The 24,659-nt window shown below is 69.8% G+C and carries 19 protein-coding genes; 1 reads left to right on the top strand and 18 read right to left on the bottom strand.

What is annotated here, in order from left to right; all coding sequences use genetic code 11:
* Positions 1 to 59: 59 nt before the first annotated feature.
* From ACWCP8_RS28960 to ACWCP8_RS28920, 9 genes are all read right to left on the bottom strand, one after another.
* Positions 60 to 2,093 (bottom strand): glycosyltransferase family 4 protein, encoded by a 2,034-nt coding sequence (locus tag ACWCP8_RS28960; RefSeq protein ID WP_451119043.1) that lies wholly within the window; start codon positions 2,091 to 2,093, stop codon positions 60 to 62.
* 351 nt (positions 2,094 to 2,444) lie between these two features.
* Positions 2,445 to 3,884: a GTPase ObgE gene (gene obgE, locus ACWCP8_RS28955; protein WP_352262115.1), complete on the bottom strand. Its 1,440-nt coding sequence runs from the start codon at positions 3,882 to 3,884 to the stop codon at positions 2,445 to 2,447.
* A gap of 142 nt (positions 3,885 to 4,026) precedes the next feature.
* Positions 4,027 to 4,284: a 50S ribosomal protein L27 gene (gene rpmA, locus ACWCP8_RS28950; protein ID WP_028813462.1), complete on the bottom strand. Its 258-nt coding sequence runs from the start codon at positions 4,282 to 4,284 to the stop codon at positions 4,027 to 4,029.
* A gap of 14 nt (positions 4,285 to 4,298) precedes the next feature.
* Entirely contained in the window at positions 4,299 to 4,619 is a 321-nt protein-coding gene (gene rplU, locus ACWCP8_RS28945; protein WP_352262118.1) for a 50S ribosomal protein L21, read from the bottom strand.
* A 195-nt stretch (positions 4,620 to 4,814) separates the two neighbouring features.
* On the bottom strand, positions 4,815 to 5,876 hold the full coding sequence (locus ACWCP8_RS28940) for an iron-containing alcohol dehydrogenase family protein (RefSeq protein WP_352262120.1): 1,062 nt from the start codon (positions 5,874 to 5,876) through the stop codon (positions 4,815 to 4,817).
* Positions 5,864 to 6,616 (bottom strand): phosphocholine cytidylyltransferase family protein, encoded by a 753-nt coding sequence (locus ACWCP8_RS28935; protein WP_326814359.1) that lies wholly within the window; start codon positions 6,614 to 6,616, stop codon positions 5,864 to 5,866. The genes ACWCP8_RS28940 and ACWCP8_RS28935 overlap by 13 nt, the downstream gene beginning before the upstream one ends.
* A gap of 269 nt (positions 6,617 to 6,885) precedes the next feature.
* Positions 6,886 to 10,923 carry an Rne/Rng family ribonuclease gene (locus ACWCP8_RS28930; RefSeq protein ID WP_451119040.1) on the bottom strand — a complete coding sequence of 1,346 codons (4,038 nt, stop codon included), beginning with the start codon at positions 10,921 to 10,923 and terminating at the stop codon, positions 6,886 to 6,888.
* Positions 10,924 to 11,155: 232 nt separating this feature from the next.
* Positions 11,156 to 11,938 carry a TIGR03936 family radical SAM-associated protein gene (locus ACWCP8_RS28925; RefSeq protein WP_326603706.1) on the bottom strand — a complete coding sequence of 261 codons (783 nt, stop codon included), beginning with the start codon at positions 11,936 to 11,938 and terminating at the stop codon, positions 11,156 to 11,158.
* 123 nt (positions 11,939 to 12,061) lie between these two features.
* The gene (locus ACWCP8_RS28920) at positions 12,062 to 13,291 is read right to left on the bottom strand and encodes a hypothetical protein (RefSeq protein WP_451119037.1); all 1,230 of its coding nucleotides are present in this window, start codon (positions 13,289 to 13,291) and stop codon (positions 12,062 to 12,064) included.
* Between the two features lie 97 nt (positions 13,292 to 13,388).
* Here ACWCP8_RS28920 and ACWCP8_RS28915 point away from each other — a divergent pair, with 97 nt between their 5' ends.
* The gene (locus ACWCP8_RS28915) at positions 13,389 to 13,556 is read left to right on the top strand and encodes a GAP family protein (RefSeq protein ID WP_382843610.1); all 168 of its coding nucleotides are present in this window, start codon (positions 13,389 to 13,391) and stop codon (positions 13,554 to 13,556) included.
* Between the two features lie 83 nt (positions 13,557 to 13,639).
* On the opposite strand, the gene ACWCP8_RS28910 is transcribed toward ACWCP8_RS28915, so the two are convergent.
* The 9 genes from ACWCP8_RS28910 to ACWCP8_RS28870 all read right to left on the bottom strand — a co-directional run bounded on the left by ACWCP8_RS28910 (position 13,640) and on the right by ACWCP8_RS28870 (position 24,658).
* On the bottom strand, positions 13,640 to 15,595 hold the full coding sequence (locus ACWCP8_RS28910) for a TIGR03960 family B12-binding radical SAM protein (RefSeq protein WP_451119035.1): 1,956 nt from the start codon (positions 15,593 to 15,595) through the stop codon (positions 13,640 to 13,642).
* Between the two features lie 50 nt (positions 15,596 to 15,645).
* The gene (locus tag ACWCP8_RS28905) at positions 15,646 to 17,187 is read right to left on the bottom strand and encodes a CYTH and CHAD domain-containing protein (protein ID WP_451119033.1); all 1,542 of its coding nucleotides are present in this window, start codon (positions 17,185 to 17,187) and stop codon (positions 15,646 to 15,648) included.
* Between the two features lie 61 nt (positions 17,188 to 17,248).
* The gene (rodA, locus tag ACWCP8_RS28900) at positions 17,249 to 18,439 is read right to left on the bottom strand and encodes a rod shape-determining protein RodA (protein WP_352262132.1); all 1,191 of its coding nucleotides are present in this window, start codon (positions 18,437 to 18,439) and stop codon (positions 17,249 to 17,251) included.
* Positions 18,439 to 20,613, bottom strand: a complete 2,175-nt coding sequence (gene mrdA, locus ACWCP8_RS28895; RefSeq protein WP_352262134.1) for a penicillin-binding protein 2 — start codon at positions 20,611 to 20,613, stop codon at positions 18,439 to 18,441. Before mrdA ends, rodA begins: the two co-directional genes overlap by 1 nt.
* A 61-nt stretch (positions 20,614 to 20,674) precedes the next feature.
* The gene (gene mreD / locus ACWCP8_RS28890) at positions 20,675 to 21,337 is read right to left on the bottom strand and encodes a rod shape-determining protein MreD (RefSeq protein ID WP_352262136.1); all 663 of its coding nucleotides are present in this window, start codon (positions 21,335 to 21,337) and stop codon (positions 20,675 to 20,677) included.
* An 11-nt stretch (positions 21,338 to 21,348) separates the two neighbouring features.
* Positions 21,349 to 22,368 carry a rod shape-determining protein MreC gene (mreC, locus tag ACWCP8_RS28885; protein ID WP_451119030.1) on the bottom strand — a complete coding sequence of 340 codons (1,020 nt, stop codon included), beginning with the start codon at positions 22,366 to 22,368 and terminating at the stop codon, positions 21,349 to 21,351.
* Between the two features lie 109 nt (positions 22,369 to 22,477).
* Complete coding sequence (locus tag ACWCP8_RS28880; protein WP_352262140.1) at positions 22,478 to 23,497, bottom strand: rod shape-determining protein; 1,020 nt, start codon at positions 23,495 to 23,497, stop codon at positions 22,478 to 22,480.
* A 292-nt stretch (positions 23,498 to 23,789) separates the two neighbouring features.
* Positions 23,790 to 24,203, bottom strand: coding sequence for a nucleoside-diphosphate kinase (ndk, locus tag ACWCP8_RS28875; RefSeq protein ID WP_451119028.1), 414 nt, complete (start codon positions 24,201 to 24,203; stop codon positions 23,790 to 23,792).
* Positions 24,204 to 24,316: 113 nt separating this feature from the next.
* Positions 24,317 to 24,658: a DUF4233 domain-containing protein gene (locus ACWCP8_RS28870; RefSeq protein WP_352262144.1), complete on the bottom strand. Its 342-nt coding sequence runs from the start codon at positions 24,656 to 24,658 to the stop codon at positions 24,317 to 24,319.
* Position 24,659 lies beyond the last annotated feature (1 nt).

Genomic DNA, 24,659 nt, shown 5'->3' with positions numbered 1-24,659 from the left:
GGCGGGCCCGCGGAGAAGATCTCCGCGGGCCCGCCCTTCCGTCCCCTGTCCGTGCCGTCCTACGGCTGTACGTCCACCGTCTTGAAGGCGAGCTGCGACAGGGCCGTGAAGTACGGCCTGATCTCGATCCTGGTGACCGGAAGCGGTACCGGCTTGCCGCCGTTCAGCGCCCTGGTCACCCGGCGCCTCACCTTGGCCGGCAGTGTCGTGCCGGGCTCGGGCAGTACCCGGATCACCGGACGGGGGAAGGTGAACACCCCGATCGGTTGCAGGACGTCGGTGGCCAGCTTGCCGACCTGGACCCGGTCCGCCTCCTCCGCGGGCCGCAGCCACATGTCCCAGATCTGCTCGGGTCCCTCGTGCGCACGCACCAGCGCGGCGCAGTCGACCCGAGCGGCGATCCGGCGGCCCTCCACGGCCGCCACCGGGAAGGTCAGCACCCGTTCCTTGTCCTTGCGGTGCACCGCCTCCAGGACCGCGCCCCGGCCGAGCTCCACACCCCAGCCGACCGCTTCCACCTCGATGGTCTCGGTGCTGACCGCCAGCGCGTCGATCTCCACATGGGCGTCGCGCACCACGCTGCGGATCCGGAGGCGGTCCATCTCCCCCCGATGCGGCAGCAGCAGCTCCAGGGCCGGGGCGCCGTCCTCCCTGGGCAACGGGACATTGAACACATCACGTAGGTCGCAGCCGTAACCGTCCACCGTCAACGGCGCCTCGTTGCCCGCCGGTGTGCGTAGCGACAGCTCCCAGGTCCCCTCGGGCAGTCCGCCGCGCCACGGCACCACTGCGGTGCCCCCGGGTTCGATCGCGAACCGCCGCTCCTGGTCCAGCCTGCCGACCAGCCGGCAGGCGATCTCGGCGCAGTGCGCCTCCGGGGGCAACGCGCCGACCTCGATCCGGACCGATCCCTCCGGGTCCACCTGTACGCCGGCCGCCGTCAGCAGTGCCCGGCGGGCGAACGCGTCGTGCAGGATCGCCTCGAAGCGCTCGCAGCTCGCGGGCTCGTGGAAGCGCACGGCATTGCGTACCGCGGCCTCGCCCATCAGCTTGCGGCGCTCGTCGTTCTCGACCAGTTCGAGGACGGCCTCGGCCATGGCGTCGCTGTTGCCGCACGGGACGAGGAGACCGTCCTCGCCGTGGGTGATGATGTTGCGCGGTCCGTGGTCGGCGTCAGTGCTGACCACAGGCAGACCGGCGGCCATCGCCTCGACGATCACATTGCCGAACGCCTCCCGTCTGGACGGGAGTACGAAGATCGAACCCTTGCTGAATTCCGGGGCGACCGGGGCGACCGGTCCCATCAGCGCCACGGTGTTGTGCAGGCCGAGGTTCTCGATCTGCTTGCGCAGATTGGCCTTCTCCGTTCCTTCGCCGTAGATGCGCAGCCGCCAGTCGGGATGCTTGCGTACGACGGTGGCGAAGGCTTCGACGACCGCCGCGAAGTTCTTGTTCTCCTTGAGGAGACCCGCCGCGATGATGATCTTGTTGGTGCTCTTGGACTGCACCGGGGCGGCGGGCACGCAGTTCGGCATGACGGCCAGCCGGTTACGGACGCCGGGCACCTGCTTGCCGATGCTCTCGGCCTCTTCGGGCGTGGCAGCGGTGAGCGCGTCCAGCGAGTGGTACGCCTTGAACAGTCGGCCCTGGTAGTACTTCGCGTAGATCGAGGGCATCGAGTGCTCCTGCGTGACCCGCAGGTAGTCACCCTCGGCGTAAGAGAGCATGATCGTGTTCCGCGGGCTGGAGCTCACCACGACATCGGAGTCGGTGGTCGCGAGGAATTCCAGCAGCCGCAGTTCGGCCAGCCTGCTGACCACCGGCTTCTTCTCTGCCGGGTCGACCGGGTAGACCTTCGGGAAGGCCTCGATCAACGGGTGCTCCAGGTCGGAGACGGGGGAATGCCCCCGCAGGTCGGTGAGGACGCGCACAGAGACCCGCGGGTCGAGCGGGAAATACGACTTGTCCCGCACCTTGCGCAGGGCCACGATCTCCACCTCGTGCCGGGAGGCGAGCGCGCCCGCAAGGTTCTGCGTCGCGCTGACCACCCCGCCCATATGGCACAGGTCACGTACCAGGAATGAAATCTTCAACAGCGTCTTTCGGCCGGGCCGCAGCTCGCAGCAATCCCCGGGCAGCCTCGCGCGACTGTCATCAACGCTCCCCCTACCCCCTCGGTCGGCGCGAGGGCAGGCCTCTGTCCTCGCATGAGGTAGACAGACAGAAGTACCAAAAGGCTGCGCAGCGGGCGCAAGTTTATCCAATCTTTGGACAAAACCCGCCGTTTACCATGTTCCGTACGGAATCAGGCCGCGCATTCGAACAACAGGCCGTCCGACAAGGAGCAGGAGAGCCGGCCGGACACTCTCCCCGGAACGGCCGAGGGGCCTGTCCCCGGACCAGAGATTTCTCTGGTCCGGGGACAGGCCCCTCGGCATCCCGCGCTACGCGAACGGGTCGAACTCCTGATATTCCTTGCTGACTTCGTCCCGCTCCGACACACGGTCGCGACGGCGCTGAGCGGCCGGACGCGGCGCTTCGAGACGGTGGTCCTCGCCACGGCGCCCGAGCATCTCCGCACCCGCCGCCACGGTCGGCTCCCAGTCGAAGACGACCGCGTTGTCCTCGGCGCCGATGGCCACACCGTCGCCCGCCCGGGCGCCGGCCTTCATCAGCTCGTCCTCGACACCGAGACGGTTGAGACGGTCCGCCAGATAGCCGACGGCCTCGTCGTTGTTGAAGTCGGTCTGCCGCACCCAGCGCTCCGGCTTCTCGCCGCGCACCCGGTAGATGCCGTCCTCCTCCAGCGTGACGGTGAAGCCCGCGTCGTCCACGGCCTTCGGGCGGATGACGATGCGGGTCGCCTCCTCCACGGGCTTGGCGGCACGCGCCTCGGCGATCACACCGGCGAGCGCGTAGGAGAGCTCCTTGAGGCCGGTGCGGGCGACGGCGGACACCTCGAAGACGCGGTAGCCGCGCTCCTCGAGTTCCGGTCGGATCAAGTCGGCGAGGTCCTGGCCGTCCGGGACGTCGATCTTGTTGAGGACGACGATGCGGGGCCGGTCGTCCAGACCGCCGTACTGCTTCAGCTCCTCCTCGATCATGTCGAGGTCGGAGACCGGGTCGCGGTCGGACTCCAGCGTCGCCGTGTCCAGCACGTGCACGAGGACCGAGCAGCGCTCGACGTGCCGCAGGAACTCCAGGCCGAGGCCCCTGCCCTGGCTGGCGCCCGGGATCAGGCCCGGGACGTCGGCGATGGTGTAGACGGTGCTGCCCGCGGTGACCACGCCCAGGTTCGGGACGAGCGTGGTGAACGGGTAGTCGGCGATCTTCGGCTTGGCCGCGGACAGGACCGAGATCAGCGAGGACTTGCCGGCGCTCGGGTAACCCACCAGAGCCACATCGGCGACGGTCTTGAGCTCCAGGACAATGTCCCGGGACTCGCCCGGCTCGCCGAGCAGCGCGAAGCCGGGGGCCTTGCGGCGGGCGGAGGCGAGTGCCGCGTTGCCGAGGCCGCCGCGGCCGCCCTGGCCGGCCACGAACGTGGTGCCCTGACCGACCAGGTCGGCCAGCACGTTGCCGTTCCTGTCGAGCACGACCGTGCCGTCGGGGACCGGCAGGACGAGGTCCTGACCCTCCTTGCCGGTGCGGTGGTCGCCCGCGCCGGGCTGACCGTTGGTGGCCTTGCGGTGCGGACTGTGGTGATAGTCGAGGAGTGTGGTGATGTCCTGGTCGACGACCAGGGTCACATCGCCGCCACGGCCGCCGTTGCCGCCGTCCGGGCCGCCGAGCGGCTTGAACTTCTCACGGTGAACGGAGGCACAGCCGTGGCCTCCGTTACCCGCGGCGACATGCAGCTCGACGCGGTCCACGAAGGTGGTCATGGTTGGAACCTCCAGTTACATACATGCAGAAATGTTTCAAGCTCATGCTGTCTCTCTTAGGAGAAACACGCGAAAGGCGGACCCGCTTCCCATACGGGAAGTGAGGTCCGCCTCCGCAGAAACCGCTCGACGAGCGCCGAAATTACTCGGCGATCGGAACGATGTTCACGACCTTGCGGCCACGGTGGGTGCCGAACTCGACCGCACCAGCGGCGAGCGCGAACAGCGTGTCGTCGCCGCCACGGCCGACGCCCGTGCCCGGGTGGAAGTGGGTGCCGCGCTGGCGGACCAGGATCTCACCGGCGTTGACGGCCTGGCCGCCGAAGCGCTTGACGCCGAGCCGCTGAGCGTTGGAATCGCGCCCGTTCCGGGTGGACGATGCGCCCTTCTTGTGTGCCATCTTTTCTCAGTCCCTTACTTCGCAGCCGCGGGGATACCGGTGACCTTGATCGCCGTGTACTGCTGGCGGTGACCCTGGCGACGGCGGTAGCCGGTCTTGTTCTTGTAGCGAAGGATGTCGATCTTCGCGCCCTTGTGGTGGTCCACGATCTCGGCCTGGACCTTGATCCCGGCCAGCACCCACGGGTCGCTGGTCACGGTGTCGCCGTCGACCACGAGCAGGGTCGAGAGCTCGACCGTGTCACCAACCTGGGCAGTGGAAATCTTGTCAACCTCAACGATGTCACCGACAGCAACCTTGTGCTGGCGGCCACCGCTGCGCACGATGGCGTACACGCGGATCTCACTCTCGCTCGGAACGGAAACCCCTGATGCCAGCCGCTCACACGGGTCCGAAGACCCGCGACGATCCGGATTGGACGAGCGGCCTCTCCCGTACGAGCGGGAGGTCAGTGCTCAGAGGTGTGGCGAACAAACGCCGACGGTCAAGGCTACGGGGCCTTGGACAGCCGGTCAAACCGGGCCCCTGATTCAGGCCTCGACAGCCTTCACGTACTCGGCGTAGGCATCCCGGATCCCGTCCGCGGACAGATTCAGGTGCTCCAGGATCGTGTAGCGCCCCGGCCTGGTCTGAGGAGCGAATTCGACCACCGAGACGAACTCGTCCGCAGTGAAGCCGATCTCCTCGGCCAGCACGGGCAGGCCGTGGCCCCGCAGCGTCCGGGCCATCTGTACGGACTCCTCGCGGGCACCGCGCAGATGCATCGCGAACGCCGCGCCCAGACCGCACTGCTCGCCGTGGCTGGCGGCACGCCGAGGGAAGAGCAGATCGAAGGCGTGGTTGATCTCGTGGCACGCGCCGGAAGCGGGGCGGCTGTCGCCCGCGACCGACATCGAGATACCGGTGATCACCAGCCCTTCGGCCAGCACCTGCAGGAAACTGTCGTCCCCGATGCCGCCGGGGTGGCGCAGCACCGCCTCACCGGCCTGGCGGGCCATCGCGGCAGCGAGGCCGTCGATGTCCTCGCCCTTGACCTCATGGGCCAGCTCCCAGTCCGCGACCGCGGAGATGTTGGACAGCGCGTCGCCGATCCCGGAGCGCACGAACCGGGCCGGGGCCTCGCGGATGATGTCGAGGTCGATCAGGACCGCGATCGGGTTCGGGACACCGTACGAGCCACGGCCCGCGTCGTTGTCCAGCGTGGCGACCGGCGAGCAGAGACCGTCGTGGGAGAGGTTCGTCGCCACCGCGACCAGCGGCAGCCCGACACGCGCCGCGGCGAACTTCGCACAGTCGATGATCTTGCCGCCGCCGAGGCCGACCACGGCGTCGTAACGCCCGGACTTCATGGCCTCGGCGAGCTTGATCGCATCTCCCAGGGAGCCGCCGCCGACCTCGAACCAGGAAGCACTCGGCAGGCTCGACGAGAGCCGCTCGCGCAGCGCCTGACCGGACCCTGCGCTGATCGCGACCGCCAGCTTGCCCGAGCTGGAGATCCTCTGGTCCGCGAGGACGCTCGCGAGATCGGCCAGGGCACCCGCGCGGATATCGACGACGATCGGCGCCGGTATGAGGCGGGTCAGTACTGGCACGCGATCCTCCTGCCCTTGGCGAGGTCCTCGTGGTTGTCGATCTCGACCCACTGGATGTCGCCGATCGGCGCCACGTCGACCTTGAAGCCGCGGTTGACGAGCTCCTGGTAGCCGTCCTCGTAGTACAGGTCCGGGTCGCGCTCGAACGTCGTCCGCAGCGCGTCCGCGAGCTCGTCGGCCGCATCGCCCTCGATGAGGGTGACACCGATGTACTCGCCCGTCGCGTCCGCCGGGTCCATCAGCTTGGTGATCCGCTGGACGCCCTTCTCGGGGTCCACGACGACCTTCATCTCCTCGTCGGCGAGCTGCTTCACCGTGTCGAGGGCAAGGATGATCCGCTTGCCGTCACCGCGGGCGGCCAGCAGCGTCTTCTCGACAGAGACCGGGTGCACCGTGTCGCCGTTGGCGAGGATCACGCTGTGCTTGATCGAGTCGCGGCCGCACCAGAGGGAGTACGCGTTGTTCCACTCCTCGGCCTTGTCGTTGTCGATCAGCGTGATCGTGACGCCGTACTTCGCCTCAAGAGCCTCCTTGCGGGCGTACACGGCCTCCTTGCGGTAGCCCACGATGATCGCGACCTCGGTCAGCCCCACCTCGGCGAAGTTGCCCAGCGTCAGATCGATGACGGTGAGGCTCTCCTCGTCACCCTCGGGGCCTACCGGCACCAGGGCCTTCGGAAGGGTGTCGGTGTACGGACGCAGACGCCGTCCGGCACCGGCTGCGAGTATCAGGCCGATCATGAAGGTTCTCCTTGCTTCCTGGGTCGTGCTCTACGAGCTCATTGTCCGGTCGCGGCGCGTCCGACGACGGCCCGAGGACAGTTGCCTCGGTCACTTGAGCGAAGCCGCCCCGGCCGGGTCCGGTCCCGCGCAGTCTCCGAGGACCGGGGCGGGTGCGGCAGGTGCACCGAACGCATGCCGACCGGCCACTGGTACGGGCCGGTCCGGAAGCGTCGGCTGCTGCAGAGGCCGGGCCTGGTCAGGCCCGGCCTCTGAAAGGCCTGCGGCGACTACTGCTCCGCCGCCGCCGTCTTCTTCGCCGCCGCCTTCTTGGCCGTCGTCTTCTTCGCGACGGTCTTCTTGGCAGCCGTCTTCTTGGTGGCTGCCTTCTTGGCGGTGGCCTTCTTGGCGGTCTTGCGGGCCGTCTTCTTCGCCGGGGCCTCGGCCTCCGCGGTCTCCGCGGCTTCCGGGGCAACGGCGGTGGCGTCGGCCGGGGCCGGTTCGGCCTCGGGCTTCGGCTCGGTGGAGCCCGTCACCACGACGACCTCCGCACCTTCCGCACCTGCGGGCGAGCCCGCGGGGGCGGTGACCTTGCGGGTCACCCGGCGCCGGGCACGCGGCGGGGCGGCCACCTCCTCGGGTGCGGCCTCGGCCACCGGGGCCTCGACCACCACGGCCTCGGCAGCAACCACGTCCGCTACGGGCAGCGGCGCCTCGACCGGCTCGGCCGCGGCCGGCGAGCCCGCCGGAGCGGTCGCCTTGCGGGTCGCGCGACGGCGCGTACGGCCCTGCGGAGCCTCGGCCACCGGCGCCTCGACGACCGGGACAGGCTCGGTCACCGGCTCCGGCTCCACGACCGGGGTGGGCTCGGCCGCCGTCCTCGGGGCGCCGGCCGGGGCCGATGCCTTGCGGGTCGCGCGCCGACGGCCACGGCCGCGCGAAGCGGCCGCCTCGGCCTCGGCCGGGCTGCTGTACAGCTCCTCGTCCGGTACGAACTCCGGCTCGGGAAGTGCCACCGGAGCGGCGACCTCGGCAGCCACCTCGGCCTCGGTCTCCACCTCGGCCTCTACATACTCGTGCTCGTGCTCGAGAGCCTCGGGCTGCTCACCGGCGCCACCGCGGCCGCGCTTCTTCGCACGCTTGCCGTTGCCGCCGCCTCCGACCGTGGTCGGCTGCTCCATGTGCACGATCACGCCGCGCCCGTTGCAGTGGACACAGGTTTCGGAGAAGGACTCCAGCAGACCCTGGCCCACCCGCTTGCGGGTCATCTGGACCAGGCCCAGCGAGGTGACCTCGGCGACCTGGTGCTTCGTACGGTCGCGACCCAGGCACTCCAGCAGACGCCGCAGCACCAGGTCCCGGTTGGACTCCAGGACCATGTCGATGAAGTCGATGACGACGATGCCGCCGAGGTCGCGCAGCCGCAGCTGGCGCACGATCTCCTCGGCCGCCTCCAGGTTGTTCCTGGTGACGGTCTCCTCGAGGTTGCCGCCCTGACCGGTGAACTTGCCGGTGTTGACATCGACGACGATCATCGCCTCGGTCTTGTCGATCACCAGCGAGCCGCCGCTGGGCAGCCAGACCTTGCGGTCCAGCGCCTTCATCAGCTGCTCGTCGATCCGGTAGGTCGCGAAGATGTCGACCTCGGAGGTCCACCTCGACAGACGGTCCGTCAGGTCGGGGGCAACGTGTGCGACGTAACCGTGGATGGTCTCCCACGCGTCGTCACCGGCCACGATGACCTTCGAGAAGTCCTCGTTGAAGATGTCGCGGACGACTCGGACCGTCATGTCCGGCTCGCCGTAGAGCAGCGTCGGCGCGTTGGCGCTGCCGTTGCTCTTCGACTTCTTCTGGATGTCCTCCCACTGCTGCTGCAGCCGCTCGACATCGCGGCGCAGCTCGTCCTCGCTCGCACCCTCGGCGGCGGTGCGCACGATGACGCCCGCGTCCTCGGGGACGATCTTCTTGAGGATGGTCTTCAGCCGGGCGCGCTCCGTGTCGGGCAGCTTGCGGCTGATACCGGTCATCGAGCCCTCGGGCACATAGACCAGGTAACGGCCGGGCAGCGAGACCTGGCTGGTCAGGCGGGCGCCCTTGTGGCCGATCGGGTCCTTCGTCACCTGGACGAGGACGGACTGGCCGGACTTCAGCGCGGTCTCGATCCGGCGCGGCCCATGGGCCATGCCGAGCGCCTCGAAGTTGACCTCACCGGCGTACAGGACAGCGTTGCGGCCCTTGCCGATGTCGACGAAGGCAGCCTCCATGGACGGCAGTACGTTCTGCACCTTGCCCAGGTAGACGTTGCCGACGTAGCTGGTGGCCTGCTCCTTGTTGACGTAGTGCTCGACGAGCACGTTGTCCTCGAGGACGCCGATCTGGGTGCGCTCGCCGTTCTGACGGACGACCATCACGCGCTCGACGGCCTCGCGGCGGGCCAGGAACTCCGCCTCCGTGATGATCGGGACGCGACGGCGGCCCTGCTCACGGCCTTCGCGGCGACGCTGCTTCTTCGCCTCCATACGGGTCGAGCCCTTGATGGACTGAACCTCGTCGAAGCCGGTGCCGGGCTCGCGCTCGGCTTCCTTCTTCCGGGGCTCACGGACCTTGACGACCGTACGCTCCGGGTCGTCCGTACCGGCTTCGGCCTCGGGCGAGGCGTCACCGCTGCGACGGCGGCGACGACGCCGACGACGGCTGCTGCTGGAGCCGGAAGCGGACAGCTCGTGGTCCTCTTCCTCCTCCTCGTCGGCCTCGTGAGCGCCCTCGTGCTCGTCCTCGGACGTGTCGGCGGCGTGCTCGTCGGCGTACTGCTCCGCAGCTTCTTCGGCCTCGGTCGACTCACCGCGGCGACGGCGACGGCCACCGCGACGGCGACGGCGCGAAGGCCGGTCCCCGTACTCGTCCGGCTCCTCGCCCTCGTGCTCGGCCTCGCCTTCGGCCTCCAGCTCGTGCTCGTCCTCGGCCGGCTCCTCAGCCGGGGCGGGCGTGCGCTCGGCGGCGGGCTCGGTCTCGGCGGCCTCGCCGCGACGGCGGCGACGCCGACGGGAGCCGCCCTGCGGCGCGGCCTCGGCGACGGGGGCCGCCTCGGCAGCGGCCTCGTCGGTCACGGCGGTCTCCTCGACCGTCTCGATCTCTTCCTCGGCCTCGTCGTAACGCGAGGGGGTGCCGGCGGCCGCAGCCGCAGCCGCGGCGGTCTCCGGGGTCTGGAACATCGGCTCGGCGAAGACCGGCGCCTGGAAGACGGCCACGGCCGGGCGCGTCGCGCGACGGCTCTTACGGGCGGGCTCCTCGACCTTTCCGGTGAACTCCGGCCTGCCCGCGGCGGCGGTGGCCCGCCGGCGCTGACGGCCACGCGGCGCGGCGCCCTCGGCGCTCTCGGCCGCCTCCTCCGGCTCGGCGGCCGGCTCCTCGGCGGCAGCGGCCTCGACCGGGGTCTCGGTGACGATCTCGACAGGGGCAACGGCCTCGGCGGCCTGCGGCGCACCCGCCGGAGCGGTCGCCTTACGGACCGCCCGACGACGGCCGCGCGGGGCCTCCGGCTCGGCGGTCTCGGCGACAGGTGCGGCCTCCACGGCCTCCACGGCCTCAGCGGTCCCGGTGTCGGCCGGCGTGGTCTGCGGCGTACCGGCCGGAGCGGATGCCCGGCGGCGGGTACGGCGGGGTGCCTCGGCCACGACCGGCTCGGCGGCGGGCTGCTCGGGCGCCTCGGTCTCGACGGCCGGGGTGGGCTCGACGACCTCCACGACCTCGGCGGCCGGCGGAGCACCTGCCGGAGCGGTGGCCTTGCGGGACGCCCGGCGACGCGCACGCGGCGCCTCAGCGGTCTCAGCGGCCTCAGGGGTCTCTTCGACGGGGGCGGTCTCGGCCTCGGCGACTTCGGCGGTCTTCTCGGCCTTCGGCGTACCCGCCGGAGCGGTCGCCTTACGGGTCGCCCGGCGACGCGCACGCGGCGCCTCAGCGGTCTCAGCGGCCTCAGGGATCTCTTCGACCGGGGCGGTCTCCGCAGTCGCTACGGGGGCAGCACTGGAGGTCTCCACGACCTCGGCGGCCTCCGGCGCACCCGCGGGGGCGGTCGCCTTGCGGACCGCACGGCGACGAGTACGCGCCGGCGGTGCGGCCTCCGCCTCGTCGGCGGCGAGGGTGGTGTCGGACACTGCGGCGTCAGCGGCCGGTATGGCCGGCGCCGCAGCCTCCGAGCCGGCGGCGCCCGACGGCGGGCCGGCCGGGCGGGAAGCTGCACGGCGCCTGCGGCGCGGCGGCAGCTTGTCCCCGGGGGTGTTGTTCTCTTCGGCGTTCCCGGTCGTGCCGGGCTCGTTCGGTTCGAGCATGCGGGCGGTTCTCCCGTCACGCTCCCGGGCGCCACGCCTGATTCCGGTCCGGCACGGTCCGCATGGGAAACGCGGTACCGCCGTCCGGGGCGCGGGCGCCGCACAGGAGCTGAATGTCTGGCTCGCCGGTTCCGTACGCGATGTACGCACGGCCTGGCGAAAGTCTTATGGGTCAGCGCGCGGCCCGACCCAGGTGGCTCCCGAGTCCGAGGACTGCGCTACAACGACCGCCTTACGCGGAACCTGCACCTTCCGGCGCCGTCGCGACGGCGGTCCCGGTGGCCGTGGGTAGCACGGTCGGGGCTGCTTCGCGGTCGGGCGCGAGCGGGTCGGTCACCGTGCCGGACTCCTCGTCGAAGAGCCCCTGCGCCAGCCTGGTCACCGCTGCGGGGACCGGCGGCGCCAGGTCGGCCACAACGCGGAGACCGGACAGGACGTCGTCAGGTCGCACGGCAGGTGTCACGTGCCGAACAACCAGCCGCAGTATCGCACAGGGCTTGTCCCCCGGCCTATCAGCCTGGGGATCGACGGCTTCCAGATCCGCGACAGCCGCGCGGGCGTCGAAGGTCCGCATGCCGTTCTTCGTGCGGCGCTGGACCTCGACGCTCTCGGCGCCGAGGAAACCGGCGACGGCCTTCTCGGCGTCCTCGAACGGGACCCCGTCGAGCCGCATCTCCCAGACGGAGGCAGTCAGCCGATCGGCGAGACCCGAGGTGCGGGCCTCCACGGCGTCGGTGATGTCGAGGCCGTCCGGGAGCGACGCGTCGAGCAGGTCGCGCAACGTGTCGGGATCCCGCGGCTCGGCGAGAGCGATCTCCAGGAACTCGGCCTCGCTGCCCGTGCCGGTGGGTGCGGCATTGGCATACGACACCTTGGGATGCGGGGTGAAGCCCGCCGAGTAGGCCATGGGCACCTCGGCGCGCCGCAGCGCCCGCTCGAAGGCACGCTGGAAGTCGCGGTGGCTGGTGAACCGGAGGCGGCCGCGCTTGGTGTAGCGCAGTCGGATGCGCTGCACTGCCGGTGCGGGCGGCGGGCCTTCGGGCTGTCGCTTGCCCAGTGGTTCTTCTCCTCGGTGCGGAGCGGACGCGGTGGCACGCCGCCCTCGAAATACGGGTGGCCCGGGGGTGTCCGGTCCGGCTCACCCCTGCTTTCGCAGGGAGATCTCTGGTTCGGGCGCCGCGCTGGGCACAGTCGTTGTACTACCCAGAGTACGCGCAAGAGGGGCCACCGGTTCCCGGGGCTCGGGGACCGGGCCCCGGCCGACCAGCGCCCGCCATGCGTCGCGGCGGGCCCGGCGCACGGTCTCGCGTGCGGTGCGCAGGGCGCCGCGGGCCGCGCGTCCCGCCTCGACGGCGGCGCGTCTGGCCGGGGCCCAGACCATGTCGCGTACGAAGTGTCCGACGGGTGTGCACACCGTCCGGTAGGTCCAGGCCACCGGGGCGCCGATGAGATGCCACGCCAGCCAGGCGAGAGCGCGGCCGACGGCCCGCGAGAGGTACCTGGCGATGCGCCAGGCGACACCGATCGCGGTGGCGATCTCCCGGCCGACCGGGGCGAGGACCCGCCGCCAGATCCACCCCACGGGGGTGACGAGCACCGTCATGACCAGCCAGGCGACGGCTGCACCCAGCCCCCGGGCCGCCGCGACGAGGCCGCGCGCCACCACGCCGGCCAGCCAGGCGATGCCGTGGCCGAGCGGGGTCAGCAGTTCGCGGTACGTCCAGGCCAGCGGCGCGACGATCAGGTACTCCGCGAGCCGGCTGAGGGTGAGCGCGAGCGGGACCAGGACGTACCGCCACACGCCGGCCACCGGCCACACGAAGAGAGCGGTGAGCAGCCGGCCGATCGCGGTGGCGACGCCCCGTCCGGCGGGGGCGAGCAGTACGCGGTACACCCGGCGCAGCCCGTGCCCGACCGGGGTGAGGACCGACGCGTAGAGCCTGACGGCCGGCGCGACGATGCCGTACCGAACCGTGGGCACGACCACGTACCGCCACAGCGCCACCCACGGCCGGACGAAGACGGCCGCGCCCAGCCACCGCACGCCCCGGCCGACCACGGCGGCCAGCCACCACAGTCCGTGCCCCAGCGGGGTGAGGACCGACTCGTACAGCCGGACCAGCGGGATCACCAGGAGGACCTGGCACAGCCACGCCAGCGCCCGGCCCACGGGGCGCAGCAGCATCCGGTCGGCGGCGCGGGAGGTGGCGACGAGCGCGTCCCAGACCATCCGTACGGGCAGGACGATCACGAGCACCACGATCCGTACCGGAATCCTGATGAGCGTGGTCAGACAGCCGTCGCCGGACTCGTAGTACGCGGGCGCCTGATGGTTGCCGTACGCGCGGGGCTGCTTCTCCTGGTCCATGCCGGACAGGACGCGAAGACCCGGCCCAGAGTTTCCCGGGCCGGGTCTTCGTCATCGAGCTGTCAGAGGGGCGGGGGAACACACGCCCCTCCTGGGCGTGCTCGCACCACTGGGCGTCTACCTGGTCATGGGGGAACGAGCGAAGAATGTGCTCGGCAACTGGCGCGACTGGGCCGTACAGCACAACGTCGCAGTGATGGCCGTCCTCTCCCTGGTACTCGGGCTCAAGCTGGTCGGGGACGGCGTGAGCATCCTCGCCTCTTGAGGGTGGCCGCCGGAGCGGCCACCACCTCGTCCTCAGTCGCCCCGGCCAGGGCATGACTCACCCGACCGGGTACCTCGCTCGCCTCAGTGCGCGTGCCCGCTGGGAGCAGGCGCGGCGTTCTTGACCGCCAGCGGCAGCAACTTCTTGCCGGTCGGCCCGATTTGGATAGACGTATCCATCTGCGGACACACGCCACAGTCGAAGCACGGGGTCCAGCGGCAGTCCTCGACCTCGGTCTCGTCGAGCGAGTCCTGCCAGTCCTCCCAGAGCCAGTCCTTGTCGAGACCGGAGTCCAGGTGGTCCCAGGGCAGGACCTCCTCGTACGTGCGTTCACGGGTGGTGTACCAGTCGACGTCCACCCCGAATCCGGGAAGCGTCTTCTCGGCGCACGCCATCCAGCGGTCGTACGAGAAGTGCTCGCGCCAGCCGTCGAAGCGGCCGCCGGACTCGTAGACGGCGCGGATGACGGAGCCGATGCGGCGGTCGCCGCGTGAGAGCAGGCCCTCGACGATGCCGGGCTTGCCGTCGTGGTAGCGGAAGCCGATCGAGCGGCCGTACTTCTTGTCGCCGCGGATCTTGTCGCGCAGCTTCTCCAGGCGGGCGTCGGTCTCCTCGGCACTGAGCTGCGGGGCCCACTGGAACGGGGTGTGCGGCTTGGGTACGAAGCCACCGATGGAGACGGTGCAGCGGATGTCGTTCTGCCCGGAGACCTCGCGGCCCTTGGCGATGACGTTGACCGCCATGTCGCCGATCTGGAGGACGTCCTCGTCGGTCTCGGTGGGCAGGCCGCACATGAAGTACAGCTTCACCTGACGCCAGCCGTTGCCGTACGCGGTGGCGACGGTCCGGATGAGGTCCTCTTCCGAGACCATCTTGTTGATGACCTTGCGCAGGCGCTCGGAGCCGCCCTCGGGGGCGAACGTGAGGCCCGAGCGGCGGCCGTTGCGGGTCAGCTCATTGGCCAGGTCCACGTTGAACGCGTCGACGCGGGTGGAGGGCAGCGAGAGGCCGATCTTGTCCTCGGTGTACCGGTCGGCGAGGCCCTTGGCGATGTCGCCGATCTCACTGTGGTCCGCGGAGGACAGGGACAGCAGGCCGACCTCCTCGAAGCCGGTCGCCTTGAGACCCTTCTCGACCATTTCGCCGATGCCGGTGATGCTTCGCTCCCGCACGGGGCGCGTGATCATGCCGGCCTGGCAGAAACGGCAGCCGCGGGTGCAGCCGCGGAAGATCTCGACGGACATCCGCTCATGGACGGTCTCGGCGAGGGGGACGAGGGGCTGCTTCGGGTACGGCCACTCGTCGAGGTCCATCACGGTGTGCTTGGAGACCCGCCACGGCACGCCCGACTTGTTCGGCACGACGCGGCCGATGCGGCCGTCCGGGAGGTACTCGACGTCGTAGAACCTCGGTACGTAGACGCCACCGGTCTTCGCAAGCCGGAACAGCACCTCCTCGCGCCCACCGGGGCGGCCCTCGGCCTTCCAGCCGCGGATGATCTCGGTGATCTCCAGGACCGCCTGCTCGCCGTCGCCGATGACCGCGCAGTCGATGAACTCCGCGATCGGCTCGGGGTTGAAGGCGGCGTGGCCGCCCGCGAGGACGATCGGGTCGTCGAGGCCGCGGTCCCGGGCGTTGAGGGGGATGCCCGCGAGGTCCAGGGCGGTGAGCATGTTGGTGTAGCCGAGCTCGGTGGAGAAGCTCAGCCCGAAGACGTCGAACGCCTTCACCGGGCGGTGGCTGTCCACGGTGAACTGCGGGACCTTGTGCTCACGCATCAGCTCTTCGAGGTCCGGCCAGACGCTGTACGTGCGCTCGGCCATGACGCCGTCGCGCTCGTTGAGTACCTCGTACAGGATCATGACGCCCTGGTTGGGCAGTCCGACCTCGTACGCGTCCGGGTACATCAGAGCCCAGCGGACGTCACACTCGTCCCACGGCTTGACGGTGGAGTTCAGCTCACCGCCGACGTACTGGATGGGCTTCTGCACATGCGGGAGCAGAGCTTCGAGCTGTGGGAAGACCGATTCGACAGACATCGCGAACTTTCGAGAGCCGGCAAGGGTGACCATCCAGCGTACCCCGGTGCTCAGCCTTCCAGCGCCGCCCGCAATTTCGACCGGGACGCCCGTTCCCACACCTCGGGAAGCTCCTGCTCGCGGGCGGTGGCGATCGCCTCCTCGTGCCCGTACAGCAGTCCCCAGGTGAATGCGGTCTCCCCCGCGGCGTGCGCCTGGGCGGCCAGTGTGCGCAGGGCGTCGCGGGCGACGACGCTGTCCTGGTGGTCGCCGAGCACGGTCTGCACGGCCTTCATCCGCCGGGCGAACTTCTTGGCGGGGCGGCCCAGCGCGGCGGTCGCCGCCTCCCCCGCATACCGGGCGCGCTTCGCCGCCTTGCGGGCGTCGTGCATGGCGAGGTCGCGGTCGGGGCCGGGCCGGAGTTCCAGGGCGTGGCCGATACGGGTGGCGAGGCGCTCGTAGTCCCGCAGCACGGCGCGGGGCAGTGCGTCCTCGGGGGCGTGGGCCGCGGCGGGCAGCAGCGGCGGCGCGGCCTGGAGTGCGTCGAGGCTTTCCAGGAGGGCCAGGTAGCGCTTGCCGTCGAGTACGCCGACGGTCCGGCGCCGGGAGCCGGTCCTGCGGGCCACGGACCAGATCCGGTGCCGGCTGCGGACGGGGCCGAGGACCAGGGTGCGGGGCAGGTCGGCGATCCGGGCGCGCAGGCGTTCGTCGAGGACCTCCTGGTCGCGGTCGATTCCGAGCTCGGCCGCCAGCCATTTCAGCTCGTCGCCGACGGGGTCGGTGACGGTGCGGTCGAGGATCTTCCGGTACGTCCTGAAGGCGCTGCGCAGTCGGCGGGTGGCGACCCTCATCTGGTGCACGGAGTCGGGGAGGTCGCGGCGTACGGCGGGGTCGAGGGCGACGACGGCGGTGATCTGGTCGCGTACGTAGGCCATGACGTGGTCGCCCGCCGTCCGGGGCCGTGGTGCGGTCTTCTTCGAGGTGCGCTGCTTCTTCGGGGCCGTCTTGCTTTCCGGGGCTGTCTCGGCGAGGGCCCGGGCCAGTTTGGAGGCCGATGCGGACGGCTTTACGCCGACCTTGCGGAGCCGGTGTTCGACGGCGTCGAGGAAGGCCGGGTCGCCGTCGTCGGCGAGTTCGACCTCGATCTCGGTCCAGGCCGCTGTGCCGCTGCCGCCCGCGAGCCGAACGGCCCGGACCTCGTCGACGCTGAGTTCGGCGAGGAGCGACCCGTCGGGGCCGAGCAGATGGTGGACGTCGCGGGAGGAGAGCAGCCGGACGACGGGGACGAGTTCCGACTCTCTGACCCGGGAGCGCAACAGCGCGGCGAGGCTGCCCGGGAGGGTGTCGGAGAGCGGGGCCCGGATCTCGTCGCGGATCCCGGAGGCGACGGGGAATTTGAGGTGCCAGCCCGCGTCGTCGCCGCCGGTGCGGCGACGCAGGGTGAGTGAGTCGGCGGCGAGCCGCTGGTCCTCGGTGTCGTAGTAGACGGCGTCGAGTTCCATGACGCCGCGGTGGTCCACGGCCGCGACCCCGGCCACCCGGGTGAGCTCGGGGAGCCGGGTGTCGACGGTGGCTTCGTACTTCCGCTCGATTTCGCGCTTCGAGTCCGCCATGCACCGAATCTAGACGCGTTTGCCGCCGCCCGGCAGGGGGCCTGGCGGATGGGTCACCTGCTCAGGCCGTTATCGGTCGCTGCATCCTGATCGATTGGAGCAGTCCGATGGCCACCCAGACGGCGAACATGGACGACCCTCCGTACGACACGAACGGCAGGGGGAGTCCGGCGACGGGCATGATGCCGAGCGTCATGCCGATGTTCTCGAACGCCTGGAAGGCGAACCAGGCGATGATTCCGGCGGCGACGATCGTGCCGTACAGCTCGCTGGTCTCGCGGGCGATCCGGCAGGCGCGCCACAGGACGATGCCGAGGAGGACGAGGATCAGTCCGGCGCCGAGGAAGCCGAGTTCTTCGCCCGCGACGGTGAAGACGAAGTCGGTCTGCTGCTCGGGGACGAACTGACCGGTGGTCTGGGTGCCCTGGAAGAGGCCGGTGCCGGTGAGGCCGCCGGAGCCGATCGCGATGCGGGCCTGGTTGGTGTTGTAGCCGACACCCGCCGGGTCGAGTGCCGGGTTGGCGAAGGCGGCGAAGCGGGCGATCTGGTAGTCGTCGAGCAGACCGAGCTGCCAGACGGCCACGGCTCCGGCGACGCCGGCGCCGAGGAGGCCGAAGATCCAGCGGTTCGACGCCCCGGAGGCGAGGAGCACGCCGAGCACGATGACGGCCATGACCATGACGGAGCCGAGGTCCGGCATTCCCATGACGATCACCATCGGGAGGAGCGCGAGGCCCAGCGCCTTGGCGACGGTCCGGTGGTCGGGGTGCACCTGGTCGCCCGCGTCGACGCGGGCGGCGAGGATCATCGCCATGACGAGGATGATGGTGATCTTGGTGAATTCGGACGGCTGCAGGGAAAAGCCGCCGCCGACGATGATCCAGGCGTGGGCGCCGTTGACGGTGGCGCCGAGCGGAGTGAGGACGGCGAGGACCAGGAGCACCGAGAGGCCGTAGAGGATCGGGACGGCACCGCGCAGGGTGCGGTGGCCGAGCCAGATCGTGCCGACCATCAGGGCGAATCCGATGCCGGTGTTGAGGGCGTGCCGGAGCAGGAAGTAGTACGGGTCCCCGTGGGTGAGGGCGTCGCGGCCGCGGGTCGCGGAGTAGACCAGGGCGGAACCGATGACGGACAGCGCGATGGCGGAGCCGAGGAGTGGCCAGTCGAGCCGGCGTACGACGGAGTCGCGGGCGGTGAGCCGGCCCCAGGCGGAGCGCTTGGGGGCGTACCGGGAGACGGAGAAGCCGGACATCAGTCACGCCTCCCGAGCACCGCTGCGAGTGTCTGCTCCGCCGGGACCTTCTGCGAGTCCGGGTCGTAGGGCTTGATCGTCGGGGCGTCGATCGAGCCGTCGTGCTGAATCTTGGGCAGGGACTTCTGCGGGGTGGGCAGCAGCGCCTTCTTGAGGTCCTGCTTGCCGGAGTCGTCGAGTCCGTACAGCGCGTCGTAGATGTTGCGGACGGCAGGCCCGGAGGCGCCGGAGCCCGTACCACCCTGGGAGATCGTCATGACGATCGAGTAGTCCTTGGTGTACGTCGCGAACCACGAGGTCGTCTGCTTGCCGTAGACCTCGGCCGTGCCCGTCTTGGCGTGCATCGGAATCTTGTCCTGCGGCCAGCCGCCGAACCTCCAGGCGGCGGTACCGCGGGTCGCGACGCCCGCCAGCGCCCCCTCCATCTCCTTCAGGGTCTTGGCGCTGACCGGCAGCTTGCCGTGCGAGTTGGGCCCGATCATGCTGACGTGCTTGCCGTCGGGGCTGACGATCGCCTTGCCGACGGTCGGGTCGTAGAGCGTGCCGCCGTTGCTGATGGCGGAGTAGATGGTCGCCATCTGGATCGGGGTGACGAGAGTGTCGCCCTGACCGATCGAGTAGTTGATCGAGTCATAGGCGTGCAGCTTCATGCCTTCGAGGCAGTTCTCGTGGGCGAGCACGGTGTTGAAGTCCTTCTTCTTGGGCCACTTCTTGGCCTGTTCGCACCACGTGTCCTTGTTGGCCTTCCAGAAGTCCTTCTTCCACTGGCGGTCGGGGACGCGGCCGGTGACCTCGTTGGGGAGGTCGATGCCGGTCTCCTTGCCGAGGCCGAACTGGTGGGCGGTCTTGAAGAACCAGTCCTTGGCGTTCTTCTTCGGCTTCATCCCGCCGTCCTTCTGCCACTGCTGGTAGCCGAGGGCGTAGAAGACGGTGTCGCAGGAGACCTCGAGTGCCTGGCCCAGGGTGATCGGGCCGTGGCTCTGCGATTCGAAGTTCTTGTAGGTGTGGCCCTCGGCGGTGTACGAGCTGCCGCAGGTGTAGTGGCCGTCGAACGGGTAGCCCGCCTGGATGGAGGCCGCGGTCGAGACGACCTTGAAGATCGAGCCCGGTGCGGCCTGGCCCTGGATGCCCCGGTTGAGCAGCGGATAGTTGGACTTCTTGCTGGTCATCCGGGCGTAGTCCTTGCCCGAGATGCCGCCGACCCAGGCGTTGGGGTCGTAGTCGGGCAGAGAGGCCATCGCGACGACGCGGCCGGTCTTGGCCTCCATGACGACGACGGCACCGGAGTCGGCCTTGTAGTTCTCGTTGGTGTTCTTGTCGAACTGGGTGCGGGCGACCTTCATCGCGTCGTTCAGCTCGTACTCCGCGACGGCCTGGACCCGGGCGTCGATGGAGGTGACGACGCTCGATCCGGGCTCGGCCTTGTCGTCCTTCGCCTGGCCGATGACCCGGCCGAGGTTGTCGACCTCGTAGCGGGTGACGCCGGCCTTGCCACGCAGTTCCTTGTCGTACGTACGCTCCAGGCCGGAGCGGCCGACCTGGTCGGAGCGGAGGTACGGCGAGTCGGTGTCCTTGGCCTTGGTGATCTCTTCGTCGGTGACGGGCGAGAGGTAACCGAGGACCTGGGCGGTGTTGGCCTTGCCGGGTGCGGCATAGCGGCGTACGGCGGTGGGTTCGGCGGTGATGCCGGGGAAGTCCTCCGCACGTTCGCGGATCTGGAGGGCCTGCTGGGTGGTGGCCTCGTCGGTGACCGGGATCGGCTGGTACGGCGAACCGTTCCAGCAGGGTTGCGGCGTCTTCGCGTCGCAGAGCCGGATCTTGTCGAAGACATCCTTCGGCTTCATGCCGAGCACATCGGCGAGCCGGGTCAGGACGCCCTTGCCGTCGTCGTCCATCTTCATCAGATCGGTGCGGTCGGCGGAGACGACGAGGCGGGTCTCGTTGTCGGCGAGGGGCACTCCCCGCGCGTCGAGGATGGAGCCGCGGACCGCGGGCTGGACGACCTGCTGGACGTGGTTGTTCTTCGCCTCGTCGGTGTACTCCTGGCCGTTGCGGATCTGGAGGTACCAGAGGCGGCCGCCGAGCGTCAGCAGTAGGGAGAAGACGAGGACCTGGATGATGATGAGCCGGATCTGGACCCGCTGGGTCCGGCCCGTCTCCGGGATGTTGCTCACGGGGCGCCCCCGGTAGTGGTCGGGTCGGGGGTCCGGGGAGTGTCCCCGGCGAGGTTCAGCCTCACAGTCGCTTGACTCCCTTGATCCGTCCGGCCCGTGCCGCTCGGCTGCGGGCAGCCTTCAAACGCAGTCCGCCGCGCGGGCCGCCGATCCTGAGTCCGGTGCCGGAGGAGAGCCAGCCCGCGGCCATGTCGCCGCCGCTGGAGGACTCGGAGAGCGGGTCGTTCTCGGTGCGTCTGGCGAGCGCCATGATCAGTGGAACGGTGAACGGCGCGAGGAGCAGATCGTAGACGGCTGCGGTGAACAGCAGGCTGCCGAGGCCGACATGGCGGGCGGCGGTGTCCCCGACGAGGGCGCCGACGAGGGCGTACAGCAGGGTCGACACGATCGCTGCGGCCACGACGGCGGCCATCGGGACGAACGCGGACTTGAACCGGCCGTTGTCCGGCCGGACAAGTCCGGCGCAGTAGCCGATGATGCAGAGGACCAGGGCGTACCGTCCGGCGGCGTGGTCGGCGGGCGGTGCCAGGTCGGCGAGGAGGCCCGCGCCGAAACCGATCAGGGCGCCGGCGACATGTCCGTACACGAAGGCCAGACCGAGGACGACGAGGAGCAGCAGGTCGGGGACGGCGCCGGGGAGCTGCAGTCGGGCCAGTACGGAGATCTGGACGACGAGGGCGATCACGACCAGGGCGGTGGAGAGCAGAGTCCGGTTGAAGCGCATGGGGATCAGCTCTACCTCTGCTCGTTGACCGCGGTGCCGGTGGATCCGGTGGGGTTCGGACTCCCGCTGGGAGTCCCGTTGACGTTCCCGACCACCTTGCCGTTGGTGTCGACGATGTCGCCGTTGGGCGAGATCGTGACGGTGACCGTCGGGGTGGGCTTCGGCTTCTCGGCCTTCTTCGGCAGGACCATGTCGCGGGGGTCCTCGCGCGGTGCCTGGACGACGATGCCGACGATGTCGAGCTTGCTGAAGGCGGCGTACGGGCGGACGTAGACGGTTCGGGTGAGGTCACCGCCCGACGGGTCGACGCGGACGACCTCGCCGACCGGGACGCCCGGCACGAACGGCTTGCCCTTGCTGGAGCCGAAGGTGACCAGCCGGTCGCCCTTCTTCACCTTGGCCTTGCCGTTGAGGAACTGGACGGACAGCGGACGGTCGCCCTGGCCGGTGGCGAAGCCGAGCTCGTCGGTCTTCTCCATCCGGGTGCCGACGGTGAAATCGGGGTCGTTGGCGAGGAGCACCGTCGCGGTGCCCGGGCCGACGGTGGTGACCCGGCCGACGAGTCCGTCGCCGTTGATGACGGTCATGTCGCGCTTGATGCCGTCGTCGGAGCCGGCGTCGATGGTGACGGTCCAGGAGAAGCCCTGGGCCGCTCCTATGGCGATGACCTCGGCAGCCTTGATGCCGTACTGCCCGGCGGACGACTTCTTCAGCAGCTTGTCGAGTTCGCGGACCCGGTTGCGGTTGCGGTCGTCGCTGCCGAGCTTGGCCTTCAGCGCGGCGTTCTGCTGTTCCAGAACGGCGATCCGGTCGTGTCGTGCACCGGATGCACGGATCGCCCCTATGGCGTTGCCCACCGGATCGACGGCTGCCGCGACGCCTTTCTCGACCGGCCCAAAGACCGTTGCGGCGGCCTGCCGGGCGCCGTCCACCGGCGACTCCTCGCCGCCGCGGATGTCCACCGTAATCAGTGCGAATGCGATGGCGATCAGCAGCACCAGGAGCAGCCGGCTCTCTCGTGTGTCCCTCACGTGCGGCGGCCGTGCCTTCCTCGTCGGAATGTTCGTGCCTGTATATCAACGATCCGCCGTACGGGGCGGCAGCGCCCGTACGGCGGACCGCTGTGTTGTCGACCCGGTATTACCTGCGGGGCTGGGCGTCCAGCACCTGCTGGAGCGCCTCGAACTCCTCGACACACTTGCCGGATCCGAGCGCCACGGAGTCCAGCGGGTCCTCGGCGATATGGATCGGCATGCCGGTCTCCTGGCGCAGCCGCTCGTCCAGTCCGCGCAACAGCGCACCGCCCCCGGTGAGGACGATGCCGCGGTCCATGACGTCACCGGACAGCTCCGGCGGGCACTTGTCGAGCGTCGTCTTCACGGCGTCGACGATCGCGTTGACCGGCTCCTCGATGGCCTTGCGGACCTCGGCTGCGGAGATGACCACGGTCTTGGGCAGTCCGGAGACCAGGTCGCGACCGCGGATCTCGGTGTGCTCGTCCTTGTCCATCTCGTACGCCGAGCCAATGGTGATCTTGATCTGTTCGGCGGTCCGCTCACCGAGGAGGAGCGAGTACTCCTTCTTGATGTGCTGGATGATCGCGTTGTCCAGCTCGTCGCCGGCGACCCGGATCGACTGGGCAGTGACGATTCCGCCGAGCGAGATGACCGCGACCTCGGTGGTGCCGCCGCCGATGTCGACGACCATGTTGCCGGTGGCCTCGTGGACCGGCAGGCCCGAGCCGATGGCCGCGGCCATCGGCTCCTCGATGATGTGCACCTGGCGCGCACCGGCCTGCGTCGACGCCTCGATGACGGCGCGTCGCTCGACCCCGGTGATGCCGGAGGGAACGCAGACGACGACACGCGGGCGGGCCAGATAGCGGCGCTTGTGGATCTTCAGGATGAAGTAGCGGAGCATCCGCTCCGTGATCTCGAAGTCGGCGATCACGCCGTCCTTCAGGGGCCGCACGGCAACGATGTTGCCCGGCGTGCGCCCGATCATCTTCTTGGCCTCGGAGCCGACTGCCAGGATGCCGCCGGTGTTGGTGTTGATGGCCACGACGGACGGCTCGTTCAGAACGATGCCGCGCCCCCTGACGTACACCAGCGTGTTGGCAGTCCCGAGGTCGATAGCCATGTCACGGCCGATGAACGACATTGAGTTCCCCTTGTTCCCCATGAGGATGCGTCGGGCCTTCCCAAGAAAGCGATGATGGCTTGATTTTGGTAGGCGAAGTGAGCGCTGCGGGCGTGGAAGATTCCATCGTAGTGCCGTATGCACGGACACCGCGCGAGGGGCCTTCGCCAGTTTGGGCGGAACGGGTGGCCGTTCCACTCATGGTGACGCTACGTCGGAGGGATGCGTTCCCCCGATCGGCGGTCATATGCCGAAGGGCGACCGAATTACTTCGGTCGCCCCAGGTCACCAGCGCTGTTCGGCTGATCCGAGGTCAGGAAAGTCCCGGAAAGAACAGCTTCAGTTCTCGCTCTGCGGACTCCTCGGAGTCCGAGGCGTGGATGAGGTTCTCGCGGGTGATCGTCCCGAAGTCGCCACGGATCGATCCGGGCGCGGCGGCGATCGGGTCGGTCGGGCCGGCCAGGGCGCGGACGCCCTCGATGATCCGCTCGCCCTCGGCGACCAGGACGACGACCGGGCCGGACTGCATGAACTCGACGAGCGGCTCGTAGAACGGGCGGCCGACGTGCTCGGAGTAGTGCTGCTCCAGGATCGCACGGTCCAGCGTGCGCAGCTCCAGCGCGGTGACCTGCCAGCCGGCCTTGCGCTCGATCCGGCCGACGATCTCGCCGATCAGCCCACGCCGGACGGCGTCGGGCTTGAGAAGGACGAGGGTGCGCTGAGTCATGTGCGGCTCCTTGAAGGCATGCGGGTGCGGTGAGGCGAGATTACAGGGCTACGCGGACGAGCCGACGGCCGGGTTTGCCCGCCGTGACCGGCTTCGGCCGGGCCGCCGGGGTCCTACGTGGTCGCTTCCTGCGCCGCCCAGCGGGCCTTGGCCTCATCGATCTTGCGCCCGTAGTGCACCGAGGCCCACCAGAGGGCGCCGAAGAGCAGACCGAGGATGTACATCATCGGGATGAAGAACCCGCCGGCGACCAGCGCGATCTGCAGCGCCCAGCCGAGCTGCACGCCGCCGGGGCGGGTGATCACGCCGCAGAGCAGGACGGACAGCAGCATGCCGATGCCACAGACCGTCCAGACGGTGGCGTTCGACAGGTCGTCGGACTTCATGGCGACGAGTCCGGCGAAGCCGATCACGAAGAACTCGCCGATCAGCGTCGATGCACAGAGCGTACGCACA

The sequence above is a fragment of the Streptomyces sp. NPDC002206 genome, from assembly GCF_053593595.1.
This window is presented reverse-complemented; position numbering and strand designations above follow the sequence as displayed.

Excerpts from the sequence above, each read along its gene's own strand:
- obgE (WP_352262115.1), bottom strand. The coding sequence starts at position 3,884 with ATGACCACCTTCGTGGACCGCGTCGAGCTGCATGTCGCCGCGGGTAAC.
- rpmA (WP_028813462.1), bottom strand. The coding sequence starts at position 4,284 with ATGGCACACAAGAAGGGCGCATCGTCCACCCGGAACGGGCGCGATTCC.
- ACWCP8_RS28935 (WP_326814359.1), bottom strand. The coding sequence starts at position 6,616 with ATGATCGGCCTGATACTCGCAGCCGGTGCCGGACGGCGTCTGCGTCCG.
- ACWCP8_RS28930 (WP_451119040.1), bottom strand. The coding sequence starts at position 10,923 with ATGCTCGAACCGAACGAGCCCGGCACGACCGGGAACGCCGAAGAGAAC.
- ACWCP8_RS28920 (WP_451119037.1), bottom strand. The coding sequence starts at position 13,291 with ATGGACCAGGAGAAGCAGCCCCGCGCGTACGGCAACCATCAGGCGCCC.
- ACWCP8_RS28910 (WP_451119035.1), bottom strand. The coding sequence starts at position 15,595 with ATGTCTGTCGAATCGGTCTTCCCACAGCTCGAAGCTCTGCTCCCGCAT.
- ACWCP8_RS28905 (WP_451119033.1), bottom strand. The coding sequence starts at position 17,187 with ATGGCGGACTCGAAGCGCGAAATCGAGCGGAAGTACGAAGCCACCGTC.
- rodA (WP_352262132.1), bottom strand. The coding sequence starts at position 18,439 with ATGTCCGGCTTCTCCGTCTCCCGGTACGCCCCCAAGCGCTCCGCCTGG.
- mreD (WP_352262136.1), bottom strand. The coding sequence starts at position 21,337 with ATGCGCTTCAACCGGACTCTGCTCTCCACCGCCCTGGTCGTGATCGCC.
- ACWCP8_RS28880 (WP_352262140.1), bottom strand. The coding sequence starts at position 23,497 with ATGTCGTTCATCGGCCGTGACATGGCTATCGACCTCGGGACTGCCAAC.
- ndk (WP_451119028.1), bottom strand. The coding sequence starts at position 24,203 with ATGACTCAGCGCACCCTCGTCCTTCTCAAGCCCGACGCCGTCCGGCGT.